At 61.6% G+C, this 13,728-nt stretch carries 13 protein-coding genes; 2 read left to right on the top strand and 11 right to left on the bottom strand.

What is annotated here, in order from left to right; genetic code table 11:
* Nucleotides 1–87: 87 nt before the first annotated feature.
* Nucleotides 88–300 (bottom strand): DUF1127 domain-containing protein, encoded by a 213-nt coding sequence (locus tag VEJ16_13295; protein ID HYB10638.1) that lies wholly within the window; start codon nucleotides 298–300, stop codon nucleotides 88–90.
* A gap of 94 nt (nucleotides 301–394) precedes the next feature.
* Here VEJ16_13295 and VEJ16_13300 point away from each other — a divergent pair, with 94 nt between their 5' ends.
* On the top strand, nucleotides 395–1,777 hold the full coding sequence (locus VEJ16_13300) for a PLP-dependent aminotransferase family protein (protein HYB10639.1): 1,383 nt from the start codon (nucleotides 395–397) through the stop codon (nucleotides 1,775–1,777).
* A gap of 212 nt (nucleotides 1,778–1,989) precedes the next feature.
* Nucleotides 1,990–2,562 carry a TMEM165/GDT1 family protein gene (locus VEJ16_13305; protein ID HYB10640.1) on the top strand — a complete coding sequence of 191 codons (573 nt, stop codon included), beginning with the start codon at nucleotides 1,990–1,992 and terminating at the stop codon, nucleotides 2,560–2,562.
* 16 nt (nucleotides 2,563–2,578) lie between these two features.
* Here VEJ16_13305 and thiD read toward each other — a convergent pair whose 3' ends face one another.
* The 10 genes from thiD to VEJ16_13355 form a co-directional block, all read right to left on the bottom strand.
* Nucleotides 2,579–3,388: a bifunctional hydroxymethylpyrimidine kinase/phosphomethylpyrimidine kinase gene (gene thiD, locus VEJ16_13310; protein HYB10641.1), complete on the bottom strand. Its 810-nt coding sequence runs from the start codon at nucleotides 3,386–3,388 to the stop codon at nucleotides 2,579–2,581.
* A gap of 17 nt (nucleotides 3,389–3,405) precedes the next feature.
* Nucleotides 3,406–4,755 carry a phosphoglucosamine mutase gene (glmM, locus tag VEJ16_13315; protein ID HYB10642.1) on the bottom strand — a complete coding sequence of 450 codons (1,350 nt, stop codon included), beginning with the start codon at nucleotides 4,753–4,755 and terminating at the stop codon, nucleotides 3,406–3,408.
* Between the two features lie 120 nt (nucleotides 4,756–4,875).
* On the bottom strand, nucleotides 4,876–6,030 hold the full coding sequence (folP, locus tag VEJ16_13320; GenBank protein ID HYB10643.1) for a dihydropteroate synthase: 1,155 nt from the start codon (nucleotides 6,028–6,030) through the stop codon (nucleotides 4,876–4,878).
* Nucleotides 6,031–6,034: 4 nt separating this feature from the next.
* Nucleotides 6,035–7,972: an ATP-dependent zinc metalloprotease FtsH gene (gene ftsH / locus VEJ16_13325; GenBank protein HYB10644.1), complete on the bottom strand. Its 1,938-nt coding sequence runs from the start codon at nucleotides 7,970–7,972 to the stop codon at nucleotides 6,035–6,037.
* A 164-nt stretch (nucleotides 7,973–8,136) separates the two neighbouring features.
* Nucleotides 8,137–9,444 carry a tRNA lysidine(34) synthetase TilS gene (tilS, locus tag VEJ16_13330; protein ID HYB10645.1) on the bottom strand — a complete coding sequence of 436 codons (1,308 nt, stop codon included), beginning with the start codon at nucleotides 9,442–9,444 and terminating at the stop codon, nucleotides 8,137–8,139.
* 58 nt (nucleotides 9,445–9,502) lie between these two features.
* Complete coding sequence (ybgF, locus tag VEJ16_13335; GenBank protein HYB10646.1) at nucleotides 9,503–10,468, bottom strand: tol-pal system protein YbgF; 966 nt, start codon at nucleotides 10,466–10,468, stop codon at nucleotides 9,503–9,505.
* Between the two features lie 165 nt (nucleotides 10,469–10,633).
* Nucleotides 10,634–11,134, bottom strand: a complete 501-nt coding sequence (gene pal, locus VEJ16_13340; protein HYB10647.1) for a peptidoglycan-associated lipoprotein Pal — start codon at nucleotides 11,132–11,134, stop codon at nucleotides 10,634–10,636.
* A 147-nt stretch (nucleotides 11,135–11,281) separates the two neighbouring features.
* Entirely contained in the window at nucleotides 11,282–12,640 is a 1,359-nt protein-coding gene (tolB, locus tag VEJ16_13345) for a Tol-Pal system beta propeller repeat protein TolB (GenBank protein HYB10648.1), read from the bottom strand.
* 10 nt (nucleotides 12,641–12,650) lie between these two features.
* Nucleotides 12,651–13,538, bottom strand: a complete 888-nt coding sequence (locus tag VEJ16_13350; protein HYB10649.1) for an energy transducer TonB — start codon at nucleotides 13,536–13,538, stop codon at nucleotides 12,651–12,653.
* 4 nt (nucleotides 13,539–13,542) lie between these two features.
* Nucleotides 13,543–13,728: biopolymer transporter ExbD (locus tag VEJ16_13355; protein HYB10650.1), on the bottom strand; the 186-nt coding region annotated here is incomplete at its 5' end.

A 13,728-nucleotide genomic window follows, 5' to 3' on the forward strand; every position in this document is an offset into this window, starting at 1 on the left:
TACGACCTCGCGATTGAAAGGCTAAGAATAGCCGCCACAAGGGCGACCGTCACGAGCGGGCTACAAATTTGCGGAGCCAAGCCCACCCTACAACCGCCAAAATGGTTTGCTCGCTTCCTCGACGGCATTCCCGCGCGTGACGCCGATATCGTGAAGCAAATGATCGTCGAGTTCGAAAAGCTCACGGCGAGACCGGCCGCGGCGGTGCCATTCACGCAGGCCATTGAGTATCCGACCCAATCCATTCGGGAACTGGAACGGCTTGCCGTCGAGAGCGATTGTCAGTTGGATTGTCACCATTTCGCGCCTATAGCGAAGAATCAATCGAGAAAGATTGCACTCATTGATCGACAATACTTGACAGAACTACGGTGTCAATGTTTGTATTGTCACCATGACAATATGGCTTCCGGACCTCGAAAACAACAGGGGTCCCCGCTATCTCGCCATTGCCGAAGCGCTGCAGGAGGATCTGTCGCGCGGGCGCCTACAGCCGGGCGTCCGCCTGCCCACGCATCGCGAGCTTGCCTACCGTCTCGGCGTCACGGTCGGCACGGTATCGCGCGCCTATCTCGAAGCCGAGCGGCGCGGACTCATCGTCGGTGAAGTCGGGCGCGGCACTTTCGTGCGCGGTCAGAATGCCGACGGCGCTCATGTCGGCGATGTCGCAAACCCGCTCCCTATAGATCTGACGCGCAATCAGCCAGCGACCGCAGCCGCTGCATCGGCACTCGCGGCCACGCTCGCGCATTTATCCCGACAAAACGACCTTGAAAGGCTCCTCGTCTATCGCGACGAACGGGGGCTCCCCACCCATCGTGAAGCCGCGGCTGACTGGCTAGCGCAAACCGGAATCGAAGCCGATGCCGAGCGAATCGCGATCACCTGCGGGACCCAGCATGCCTTTCACGCAACACTTTTGGCCATGACGCAGCCGGGCGATACGTTGCTCGTCGAAGCCCTCACGTTCCCGGGATTGAAAGCACTCGCATCACGACTTGGTCTCAGGTTGCAGAGCATAGCGATCGACCGCGACGGGCTTATCGTGGATTCGCTCGAGGCAGCCTGTCGCGAGGGCAAGCCGCGGGCCCTCTTCACCATGCCGACGCTTCACAATCCGACGACGGCAACGCTTCCCGCCACGCGCAGACGCGCCGTCGCCGAGATCGCCCGCCGGCACGATTTGCTGATTGTCGAGGACGATATTTATGGCTTTCTTTTGGAAGACCATCCCGGTCCGATCGCCAATTTCGCGCCGGAGCGCACGTTTTATGTGACCAGCGTGTCGAAAAGCATGGCCGCTGGGCTTCGTCTCGGCTTTATCGCCGCACCTGCGGAACATTCCGCCCGCATTGCCGCCGCAATTCGCAATAGCGTATGGATGGCGCCCCCGCTCGTTGCCGAGATCGTGACCCGTTGGATCCGGGACGGCACGGCTCATCGGCTGGCTGAAGCGTGCCGACAAAATGTCCGGCGGCGGCAGGTCCGCGCCATGGAGATCCTGAGCGGCTATGACGTCGAAACCCACCCCTCCAGTTTCCATCTCTGGCTCCATCTGCCGGAGCCTTGGCGTTGGGCGGATTTCTGCGCGGCGGCGGAAAATCGTGGCGTGCGTATTACCCCCCCTGACGTTTTCGTGGCGGATCGGGCCGCTGCACCCCATGCCGTGCGCGTGGGCCTAAGTGCGGTCGAGAGCGATGCTCGTTTCGAAAGCGGTCTCGCCCGCTTGGCGGAGCTGCTGGCCTCCCCGTCAGAGCCCCGCCTTTCAGTCGTCTAAGCGCCAATATTGTCCGCTACCGCATATTGTCCAGATCCGACTCCTAATTGCCCTGCCGCTTTGTCAGGTCGTCATCCGCGTTGCCAACGGTCACACAGGGCGTAGACCGTTCCGGCCCGACGGAATTTGTCTGCTACGAACTTTCCCTGCATCGGAATAGGATGCGCGCCGGTGCGGTCATGGGGGAAATAACTTCGCTCCGAGGTCTCTCGATGAATGCATTTCTTGTCTCGGCCGGCGTCGTGGCGCTGGCGGAGATCGGTGACAAGACGCAGATTCTTGCGCTTCTGCTGGCAGCGCGCTTCAAACGCCCGGTCCCGATTCTTCTCGGCATTGCCGTCGCAGCACTTCTCAACCACGGAATTGCCGCCTTCGCGGGCACATGGATCGGTGCCTTCCTAACCGCCGAGCGAATCGACTGGCTGATCGGTATATCATTCCTCGGAGTCGCAGCCTGGGCGCTCCTTCCCGAGCGAAGCGAACGGGAGGAAGCCCCTCGGGGTGCGAGATATGGCGTGTTGGCCTCGACTGCCCTTTCTATGTTCTTTGCCGAAATGGGCGATCGCACACAGATTGCGACGGTTGCGCTCGCAGCCCAGTTTGGGTCGTTTCTTCCCGTCGTTCTCGGCACCGCGTTGGGCATGGTGTTCGCCAATCTGCCCGCGGTGCTGCTCGGTCACATCGTGGCCGAACGACTCCCGCTCAGACTGATACGGGGAGCCGCAGCGGCCGTCTTCGCCGCGCTTGGTGTCTGGGTGATCTACGGCGCATTCGTGAGAGGCTGAACATCGTGCGGTGGCTTTATTTCGGGATCCCGAACGGTCGTACCGTATGGCCATGATTGAGAGGACCGTGGCCGTGCCCAATCGCAGGTGCTGTCCGGATCGCCTCCTGCACATAGGCGCGCGCTCTGGCGACCGAGTCGCGAAGTGACAAACCCTGCGCCAGCCCCGTCGCGATCGCAGACGCGAGGGTGCAGCCGGTCCCGTGCGTGTTGTTCGTCTCTATTCTCGGATACTCGAAAACCTCGACCCCATCCGCACTTGCAAGAACGTCGGCGACGGTTCGGCCGGGGAAATGCCCGCCTTTGAGAAATACTGCTTTGCAGCCGAGCGCGAGCAGGCCCTGGGCCGTATCGATCAACGCTTCGCGGGTCTCGATCGCGCAATCCGCCAACACCTCCGCCTCGGGAAGATTTGGCGTGATCACGCGCGCACGGAGAATGAGCCGGCGTTTGAGTGAGGCTACGGCGTTCCGGTCGAGCAACTGGCGCCCGCCCTTCGCCACCATGACCGGATCGAGCACGAGCGGTACATCGCGCGCCATGCGACCGAGCACGTCGGCAACCGCGTCGATCACACCGGCATCGCAGAGCATCCCGGTCTTGATCGCGTCCGCACCGATGTCGGCCAGCACCAATTCGATTTGTCGGGCGACAAAAGTTGGCTCGACGGGCAGCACCTCGTGGACGCCGAAGGTGTCTTGCGCCGTCAACGCCGTGACGGCGCTCGCGGCAAAACCACCAAGCGCGGTCACGGTCTTGATGTCGGCTTGGACTCCGGCACCCCCACCTGAATCCGATCCGGCGACGATCAATACCCTGCCCTGCACGGGACCCCCGAGAACCGTCAATCGGCGGTCTTTTCGATCGCGCGCACGACCTCGTCCACGGCGCGGCCGACAAGTTCGTTGTCCTCACCCTCGGCCATGACACGAATGAGTGGCTCCGTGCCCGATTTGCGGATCACGAGGCGGCCATTTCCGTCGAGCATCGCTTTAGCCTCCTGGATCGCCTTCTTGACGGGCGCCTGTTCGAGGGGTGAGGCATGAGTGAAACGCACATTCTTGAGAAGTTGGGGCAGGGGTTCGAAGAGGCGAACGGTTTCGCTCGCGGGCCGCCCGCTTTCGATAAGTGCCGCAAGCACTTGAAGTGCTGCGATCAGGCCGTCACCGGTCGTGGCGTAGTCGGCCAGGATTATATGGCCCGATTGCTCGCCGCCGACATTGTATCCGCCCTCCCGCATGGCTTCGACGACGTACCGGTCGCCCACTTGCGTGCGCACGAGCGCCAATCCGAGTGAAGCGAGATAACGTTCAAGCCCGAGGTTCGACATGACGGTCGCAACCACTCCCCCGCCCTTGAGGCGCCCGCTCGCGCGCCATGTGCGAGCGACGAGCGCCATAAGCTGGTCCCCGTCGAGCGGTTCGCCCTTTTCGTCGACCATGACGACGCGGTCGGCATCGCCGTCGACCGCAATGCCGAGATTGGCGCGCTCAGATACGACCGCCTTCTGCAACGCCACCGTATCGGTTGCGCCGAAGCCCTTGTTGATGTTGAAGCCGTCCGGCTCGACGCCCAACGGCACAACTTCGGCGCCAAGCTCCCACAGCACCGTCGGCGCCGCGCGATAGGCCGCCCCATTCGCGCAATCGACCACGATCTTCAGGCCGTCCAGGCGCAGCCGACGCGAAAAGGTGCCCTTCACGAATTCGATATAACGGCCGAGCGCATCATCGAGACGCTTGGCGCGGCCAAGTCGTTCGGGCGGGGGCAAAGGCATATTTGCGCCCTTCTGCGCGACGTGCCCCTCGATTTCACGTTCGACATCGTCCGAGAGCTTATAGCCGTCCGGCCCGAATAGCTTGATTCCGTTGTCTTGGTAAGGATTGTGCGAAGCCGAAATCACGACTCCGAGATCGGCCCGCAGCGAGCGCGTCAGCATCGCGACCGCTGGCGTTGGAAGCGGGCCGAGCAGAACCACGTCCATACCCACGGAAATGAAGCCGGCCGTGAGTGCCGGCTCGAGCATGTAGCCCGAAAGACGGGTGTCCTTGCCGATAACGACGAGGTGCCGGTGGCTGCCTCGCGTGAACTTGTAGCCAGCGGCCATGGCGACATTGAGTGCCGTCTGCGCCGTCATCGGCTCCGAATTCGCGGTGCCGCGAATGCCATCGGTGCCGAACAGCTTTCGCGTCAATCTTGGTCCCTCCTGCAACTCGACCGATCCCCGCTAAAGAGCCGCATTCTACCATGATGCAAACTCCGGCGGTCCAGCCCAAAGGCCGCACCTTCGTATGGCACACCTATTGACATGCCATCAAAGGCCATCTCGCAGAGCGTGCCATACGTCGACCGCCTGCCGTGTCTCCACGACGTCGTGGACGCGCAGGAGCTGCACACCTTGCTCTACGGCGGCCAAGGCAACGCCGAGGGAGCCACCCAGACGTTGCATGGGCCCGGCCGTGTATCGCGCCGCACCGAGGACGAGTTTGCGCGAGGCGCCAAGCAAGACACCGCATCCAAGGCCATGAAGGAGCGAAATACGCTCGAGAATCGCCACGTTGTGCTCGGTCGTTTTGCCGAAGCCGATACCCGGGTCCACGGCGATTTTCGCTCGCGGGAGCCCTGCTGCGATGCATGCTTCAATGCGGTCCTCGAGAAAATCGTAAACGTCAAGTGGGGCATATCGGTAGCTAGGCGCCACGTTCATCATCGTCGGGTCGCCTTGCATGTGCATGAGAATGACACAGGCCTGGCGTTCGACGGCGAGCCTCAGACTGCGGGAATCGCCGGCAAGGGCCGTGACGTCGTTGATGATCGATGCACCTGCATCGATGGCCGCCGCCATCACGGCACTGTTTCGTGTGTCGATCGACAGGGTTGTATTGGATTTGGCGAGGCCTGCAAAAACCGGGCGCACACGACGCAGCTCCTCCTCTACCGGCACCCGAACCGCACCCGGTCGGGTCGACTCACCGCCGACGTCGACAATGTCTGCACCAGCCGAGATGAGCGCCCAGCCATGGGCGATGGCGGTTTCGGGCACGAGATGCATTCCGCCGTCGGAGAAGCTGTCCGGTGTCGCGTTGAGAATGCCCAAAAGGCGCGTGCGATCCAGAGTAAGCCCGGCGAACGAGGGACGCGGCATCGAGATACGCGAAAGAAGGCCGGTGACGTGGCGCTCGACCTCGCCGCCCGAAGTGCTTGCCCAGCCTTGGACATCGCGAAGCGGAGCGGTCGCAACTGCAATGTGTCCCTCATTGCGAGCGAGCACTTCGACGTGCGTGAAGGCAAGCGGTCCGCCGGCAAGTGTCGCAGCCGAACCGACCGCACTAGCGGCACGGGCGGCCTCGCCCGCCAGAAATCCAGTGGGACGCAAATAAATGCGTTTGGCGGGTGACCCCGACATGACAAAGCCCCGGTCGAGGCCGGGGCTTTGCACAATCCCTTCGCCGCGGAAGACTTCGGTCACGCGGTCAAGCGCCCGGCTGCGGTTCCGGTTCCAGCCCGCCGCCGCCCTTCGGCTCTCGCTGGCTCGTCGGATTGCTGGTCGGCACGGACGACCGCGGCTTAGCGGGCTCCGGCTGCGCCTCTTTATCGTTGCGGACAATAGCATCGCCGCGCAGGAGCGACTGAATTTCATCGCCCGATAGCGTCTCATACTCAAGCAGTCCCTTGGCGAGACGATGCAACTCTTCGACATGCTCATTCAAGATTTTGCGCGCCAACGCTTCACCCTCCTCGACGATGCGCCTGATCTCCTCGTCGATGATCTTGGCGGTCGCCTCGGAAACGTTCTTGCGCTGCGTGACCGAATGCCCGAGGAAAACTTCCTGTTCATTCTCCGAATAACGGAGCGGTCCCAATTTGTCGCTGAAGCCGAATTCAGTCACCATTCGCCGCGCCAGCTCCGTCGCCCGGCGTATATCGTCGCCAGCACCGGTGGTGACATTTTCAACCCCGTAGATGAGTTCCTCGGCGACACGGCCACCGAACATCATGGCGATCCGCGCCTCGAGCTCCTTGCGCGCGTATCCATAGCGGTCGCGCTCCGGCAGCGACATGGTCAAGCCGAGCGCGCGTCCGCGCGGAATGATCGTGACCTTGTGGACGGGATCGTTGCAAGGCGTGTGAAGGCTGACGAGCGCGTGTCCTGCCTCGTGGTATGCGGTCGTCTCCTTCTCCTTGTCGGACATCACCATCGACCGTCGCTCGGTGCCCATGAGGACTTTGTCCTTCGCACCCTCGAGCTCGCTCATGGTGACAAGGCGCTTGCCCTTGCGCGCGGCGAGGAGTGCGGCCTCGTTCACGAGATTCGCAAGATCCGCGCCCGAGAAGCCCGGCGTACCTCGGGCAATGACCTTGGCGTCGACGTCGGGCGCCGTCGGCACCTTGCGCAGATGCACCTTGAGGATTTTCTCCCGGCCGAGGATGTCCGGATTCGGCACCACGACCTGTCGATCGAAGCGGCCGGGGCGCAAAAGCGCTGGGTCGAGCACGTCGGGACGGTTGGTCGCCGCGATCAGGATGACACCTTCGTTCGTCTCGAATCCATCCATCTCAACGAGAAGCTGGTTGAGCGTTTGCTCACGTTCGTCATTGCCACCGCCGAGGCCGGCTCCGCGGTGACGACCGACCGCGTCGATCTCGTCGATGAAAATGATGCAAGGCGCGTGCTTCTTCGCCTGCTCGAACATGTCGCGCACGCGGCTTGCTCCGACGCCGACGAACATTTCCACGAAATCGGAACCCGATATGGTGAAGAATGGCACGTTTGCCTCGCCCGCGATCGCGCGAGCGAGTAACGTTTTGCCCGTACCGGGCGGACCGACAAGCAAGCACCCCTTTGGTATTTTGCCGCCGAGACGCTGGAATTTCTGCGGGTCCTTAAGGAACTCGACGATCTCCTCGAGTTCTTGTTTTGCCTCGTCGATACCTGCGACGTCGTCGAACGTGACGCGGCCGGTCTTCTCCGTCAGAAGGCGTGCCCTGGACTTGCCGAAACCCATGGCGCGGCCCCCACCCGACTGCATTTGGCGCATGAAGAAGACCCATACGCCGATCAGCACCAAGAAGGGGAACCAGTTGAAGAGTATGCCCAAAAGCGAAGGAACGTTATCGTCCTCGGGGGCGGCGCTGAAGTGCACGTTATGGTCGTTCAGCCGGCCCACAAGCCCCGGGTCGGGCGGCGCATATGTCGAGAAGCTATGCCCGTCGGTAAGCTCGCCCATAATATTGTGGCCCTGGATCGTGACTCGCCGCACCTCGTTCTGATTGACGTGGGCGAGGAAGTCCGAATAGGCCATCTGGGTCTGCACCGTCCGGTTGGAGGAGCCCTGGAACAGGTTGAAGAGCGCCACGAGAAGAAGCCCGATGACGACCCAGAGAAAGATATTCTTGCCGAAATTGTTCAACTCGATTGCCTTCCCGATGTTACCCGGACGTCGGCTTTACAGGTCATAAGCGCTATCTCAGTCCGACCCAACACGTCGACCGCGGGTAGGCCGCCGCCCAGAGAGCCCATCCGCGCGCGCTCCGCGTAAAGGCCCAATATAATTGAAATAGTGCGCACCGCCCCTTAAGCAACCGATACCGGCCCTGGCGCGAGCGGCCGCAGTGGTTGGAAGGCCAAGTGGCGAACATAAACGGTACCAGCTTCGATGCCGCTCCGTCCATAACTCAAGTGGGGAACGGCGAGGACGCCTTCAAGGTCGCGAAGCGCTGGAAGGCTTGGCCGGACTGCCGCCGGCACGGCCATATTCCGAAGTTGCGGCGCCTGACCGATGACGTCCGCCCAGCCGCCCTCGCCCAGGGCGCCTAATCTAAGAGGCACAGACGTTATGGGTAATTGCCGCGCCGGACGGAAGACGAAGCGCCCATCCCAGATGTACGCGCCGCCGCCGGGGTGTACGGTTATTTCGCCTTCCATAGCGGCCGGCTCCCGGCAGATCAGAATCTTGTCGCAAGTCCTTGGCGAAAATGGCAAAATTCGACACCCCCCAAGCGTACGCGCCCTCCCGGGTCGAGCCGCAATTTCGCGATAAAGCCGCTCGAGCCGGTCCAACCGTGGTCCGTATTCTTGTCCGCTAACCGTACGCAAAATGCGGCTCATGGCGCGCAGTGCTACGTCGGGCGGCGCATGCAAATAAGCGCTGCGCTCGAGTAGTGCAAAGCCGAACCAGTCGAGGACCGTTGCCTCGGCAAGTACACAATCGACCCAACCGTCGAGCGCGGCCCGCGTCCGGCGAAGTCGGTCCGCCGTGGCAGAAAGCCGCACCGAATCGAGACCCTCCCGCGCCAAATCTGGCATGAGTGTTCGAAGACGCACCCGCGCATGACGCGGATCCTCATTAGACGGGTCCTCGATCCAGGATTGGTCGAATGCGAGAAGGGTCGCGCGAAGGCGCTCAGGCGCCATCGGCAATAGCGGGCGGAGTAGACGCACGTATTGGATCTCGGCGATCCCGGACATGGCCGCTAGTCCATCAACACCGCTGCCACGGCCGAGCCGAAGCAGCAATGTCTCGGCTTGATCGGCCCGATGGTGGGCCAAAAGGAGATGAAGGACGCCCCGCTTTTGGCACCAATCCTCAAGCAGTCGATAGCGCATCGCGCGCGCCGCAGCCTGAATGTTCGTCCGTGGCTTTTCGCCGTACCAACGGAGTGTACGATGAGCAATTTTTCGGCGTGCGAGCGCGGTCTTGACCGTGTGCGCTTCCCGTGCCGCTCCGCTCCTCAAGCCGTGATTGACGGTGAGGGCCGTTATCGATCCACCACGCCGCCGCGCCCACTGATCGGCGAGCAATGCCAGGGCGAGGCTATCGGCCCCACCGGAAACCGCAACGGCGAGCTGGGGCTGCCTTTCGAACGGACCGACTCTGCGCATGAGCCGATCAAACTCCGCAGGCCCGATCGCCGCCGCAGGCGTCACATGCCTCGGCATGTTACGCGCAGCCGCTTTTTTGCCGCTCGCGTTGGGCTGCCTGTTTTACGCTTGCCGGTGCCGATGGGTATTTGGTTTCGAGTTCCTTATAGAGGACGCAAGCGTCTTTGGTCCGCTTGAGCTGCGCAAGCGACATGCCGAGCTTCAACAACGTGTCCGGCGCTTTGTCGCTCTTGGGATAGCGCTGATAACCTTCTGCAAAGGCCTTGGCGGACTGGTCGTAGTTTCCACGCACATAAAATGTCTCGCCGAGCCAGTACTGCGCAGGGCCAGCGAGCTTGTCGTCGGGATGGGCGTTGACGAATGCACTGAAGGCCTTCTCGGCACCCGGATAATCCTGCTGGATCAGGAGTGCGCGCGCATAGTCGTATTGTTGCTGGGAGGTGCCGACAGGAAGCACCTGCCCTGGCCCGAGGGACATTTTGCCCGTACCTTTCGGCGGCGTTTCCTCTTGCGCCCCCGCCCCAGGTTCCGTTTGCGAATTGGCATTCGCCGATGCTCCGCCTGCCCCGCCGACTGGCGTTCCGCCTTTTTCGAGGGCCGTTAGACGAAAATCGATGTCCTTCTGAAGACGATCAAGCTCGCTCTTGAGCATATCCGTATTGTGGCCAATCTCCTCAATGCGGCCGGTCAAGGATTGCATTTCATCCTCGAGTTGGGAAATGCGCACCTCGAAACTGGCCGCAACCGTCGGCTCGATGGCGCCGCCCCCGGCTGGAGCAGCAGGGCGCGGCGCCGGGGCCGAAGACGGCGACCCGCCGCCACCACCCGTATAGACCTGACGCTGGAGAATCGACAAATCGCTCTCGAGCCGTTGCACACGCTGCTGCAGCGCCTGGAGATCGAGTTGCTGGGCAGCTGCGGGCGAGGGTGCCATGAAGCTCGACCACGGCACGACGAGGCCCACGACTGCCACGACTGGTAAGGCAACTGAGAAACGCGAGGCGAAGCTTAGCTTACGCGGCATGATCGAACTCTTGAGTGAATGCCGAGCCCGCGGCGCGGCCGCGCGCCGACTCTGTGAAGCTGCGCGGCATTGTAGGCAAAATTATGGCGCCTGCCCACCTCCAACGGCCATCGCCGCGAGATTGGCAGGCGCCTGAAGCTCAGGAGTCCGCTTTCGAATTTGACGTTAGTTGACGACCATTATATCGCGACGGTTCTGGGCCCACGCGGCCTCATTCGAACCGACGGGATCCGGATTCTCTTTCCCGTAGCTGATCGTCGCAATACGCTTCGAATCGATACCGAGCGAACTCAGGTATTTTTTCGCCGAAGCCGCACGACGCTCGCCAAGCGCAAGATTGTATTCGCGCGTCCCACGCTCGTCGGCATGGCCCTGGATCGTGACCGTGTCCTGCGGATACTTCTTCAGGAATTCAGCCCACTTGCCGACCTGAGCGCGCGCATCGGGGCGAAGGTCCGCCTTGTCGAACTCGAAGAAGATGCGATCGCCGTAGTTGGCGACGAGATCCTGCTGACTGCCCGGCGTAACTTGCACGCCCGTACTCGGTGCGGTCGATGTGCCGCTACCGGTGCCGGTATTCGTCTTCGCAGGTTCCTCTGGGCACGCGGTGAGTGCCGTGAGCATGAACATAGCGGCTGAGATGGTCAGAATCGTGTTCAAGCGCATTTTTTAAGCCCCCTCTTGCGGCTGGCTGGGTTTTAGGATCGACGCCGTTTCGACGCGAACTTCACTTGCTCCAAAGCGCATCGAATTCCAAATCGTCGGGTGTGGCCCCTCGAACCTCGGAACCGCGCGGACTATAGGACTGTGACACTAGGGATTCAAGGGTGACCACGCCGGATCTGAAGCGTCGAGAGGTGTAATAACCTCGCGTTCGTTATAGCCCGTCAGGTCGATACTGTAAAGACGACTGGTAAAACCTTGGCCATTCGCTTGAACAGGCGTTTGACGAAAGTACATTAGCACTCGACCATTTGGCGCCCATGTCGGCCCCTCGACCAAGTATCCCTCGCTGAGCTGGCGTTCGCCGGAGCCATCGGGCGACATGACGCCGATATAGAATTTGGCATCGGCAATATGCGTGAAGGCGATGAGATCGCCACGAGGCGACCAGACCGGTGTGCCGTAGCGGCCAGCGCCGAAGCTGATGCGATGGATGTTCGATCCGTCGGCGTTCATCACATAAATCTGTTGATTGCCGCCGCGATCCGAGTTGAAGACGATCTGCTTGCCGTCTGGTGAAAATGAGGGCGAGGTGTCGATCGAGGGCGAGCTTGTGATCTGCGTCTGTCGACGCGTCCGAAGATCGAAAGTATAGATGCTTGAAGTCCCCTCGGTCGCCAATGACATGATAAGCATGTTGCCATCGGGCGAAAAGCGGGGTGCGAACGTCATGCCGGCAAAATCGCCCACCACTTCTTGCTGCCCGGTGTCGATGTTGTAGAGAAAGACTCGCGGCTTGTTTTGCGAATATGAGAGATATGTGATTTCTTGCGTTGTCGGCGAGAAGCGAGGCGTCAAAACAAGGACGCGGCCGTCGGTTAGGAACTTATGATTAGCACCATCCTGATCCATGATCGCGAGCCGCTTGACGCGGTGCTGCAGCGGCCCCGACTCCGAGACATAGACGATGCGGCTGTCGAAATATCCCTCCTCGCCCGTCAACCGCTTGTAAATCGCGTCTGCGACGATGTGCGCGACGCGCCGCCAGTTTTGCGGTGCCGTGAAATAGGCCTGTCCGACCATCTGCTGTTCGGCATAGACGTCCCAAAGACGGAACTCGACGCGCAGCCGTCCGTCAGCCTGCTTGTCGACTCCGCCGCTGACGAGCGCTTGGGCATTGATCACGCGCCAATCGCCGAAACGGGGCGCAACCCTGAGCGATTCTGGGGTCTGGATGAACGCTTTCGGGTCAATCGGCTTGAAGAGACCCGAACGCTCCAGGTCGGCCGAAATCACGGTGGTGAGGTCGTGACCCGTTTGCGCGTCGTCGGGTGCTTGTCCGTAAAAATTTGTGATCGCGATCGGCATCGGCTGAACCTGGCCCTTTGTGATGTCGATGCGCAAATCCGCTGACGCGGGAGCGGTTGCGAAGAACGTGAAAACCGTCACGGCCAAAAGCGCCGCGACAATGAAGTATCGGCGTTCGCCGATTCTGTTTTGTCCGGTCATTAACTCCCCACTATAGGATTTCGCTGGGGTTGAAACGCAGGTCCATGTCCTGCCAAGTAGAGTATTTTTCCGGTGGAAGTTTAAACGGTTGACAGAGCAGGATGGCGCGCCGCGCACTTTCCGCCGCCGCTCGGAAGAAGCTGTCCGAACCCATGCGCGCCTGATCGACGATCATGGGCTCTCCGCGCACCGAGCCGTCCTGGTTGAGCGTCACGCGGATTTCGACGACAAGATCCTTGGCGTCCTTGGCGCCCGCCGGCACGTTCCAGCAGCGTTCGATCTGCCGCCTCACAGCGTCGATTTCGCTTAGCGTCATCTTGTTGTCGAGCGATGCGGTCACGTGCGGCTGTGACTGGGCAAGTTCCTTTATCATCTTGTCGGTCGGATCCGGTTGGGATGTCGGCTTGATCTTCGCAACACTTTTCAGGATCGATTCAACGCTCGTATCCGGCGGTGGTTTGGGTTTCGGCTTTGGCGGTTCGGGTGTAATCGGCTGGGCGGCTGCCTCCGGCTTCTTTTCGGGCTCCGGCTTGGGTTTGGGCTGCGGCTCGGGAACAGGGGTCGGCGGAACTTGAGCAACTTGAGGCGGCTCGGGCTTCGGCGGCTCGGGTTGCGGCTCCGGCGGCACGGGCGGTACGGGGGTCGCGATTTCTTGCTTGGGCGGTTCGGGTAGAGGAGGCGCTGGCGGCAGCGGCTTTGCCTCTTTCGGCGGCTGCGGCGGCTCAGGCTTTACTTCGGCCTTCGGCGGGCTCGTCTTGTCGGCGATCGTCACGACGTCGACGGGAATCGGCTCTTCGACATCGATGGGTTTCTGAAAAAAGTGTGGCAGGCCAAAATACGCGAGCAGGATGATCGCGAGATGCAGCATCGCCGAATAGATGCTCCCGCGCCGCAGCATTGTTTCACTGGACTCCCTTCTTGGCGCCGGGTGCTGGCGGCTGTTCGGCAACAAGCGAGACGTGCTTGAATCCCGCTTCGTTGAGTATCCCCATCACCTCCATGACGCGGCCGTAATTGATTGCGCGGTCGCCACGCACGAAGATGCGGGTGTCGGGCTTGCTTTGCGTGATCGCCTGCAGGCGCGGCGC

It is taken from the genome of Alphaproteobacteria bacterium (assembly GCA_035625915.1).
Taxonomy (GTDB): domain Bacteria; phylum Pseudomonadota; class Alphaproteobacteria; order JACZXZ01; family JACZXZ01; genus DATDHA01.

Bases quoted from the DNA above. Each gene is read 5' to 3' on its own strand.
- tilS (HYB10645.1), bottom strand. From the start codon at position 9,444: ATGCGCAGAGTCGGTCCGTTCGAAAGGCAGCCCCAGCTCGCCGTTGCG.
- VEJ16_13350 (HYB10649.1), bottom strand. From the start codon at position 13,538: ATGCTGCGGCGCGGGAGCATCTATTCGGCGATGCTGCATCTCGCGATC.
- VEJ16_13305 (HYB10640.1), top strand. From the start codon at position 1,990: ATGAATGCATTTCTTGTCTCGGCCGGCGTCGTGGCGCTGGCGGAGATC.
- VEJ16_13295 (HYB10638.1), bottom strand. From the start codon at position 300: ATGGTGACAATCCAACTGACAATCGCTCTCGACGGCAAGCCGTTCCAG.
- tolB (HYB10648.1), bottom strand. From the start codon at position 12,640: ATGACCGGACAAAACAGAATCGGCGAACGCCGATACTTCATTGTCGCG.
- VEJ16_13300 (HYB10639.1), top strand. From the start codon at position 395: ATGACAATATGGCTTCCGGACCTCGAAAACAACAGGGGTCCCCGCTAT.
- pal (HYB10647.1), bottom strand. From the start codon at position 11,134: ATGCGCTTGAACACGATTCTGACCATCTCAGCCGCTATGTTCATGCTC.
- ybgF (HYB10646.1), bottom strand. From the start codon at position 10,468: ATGCCGCGTAAGCTAAGCTTCGCCTCGCGTTTCTCAGTTGCCTTACCA.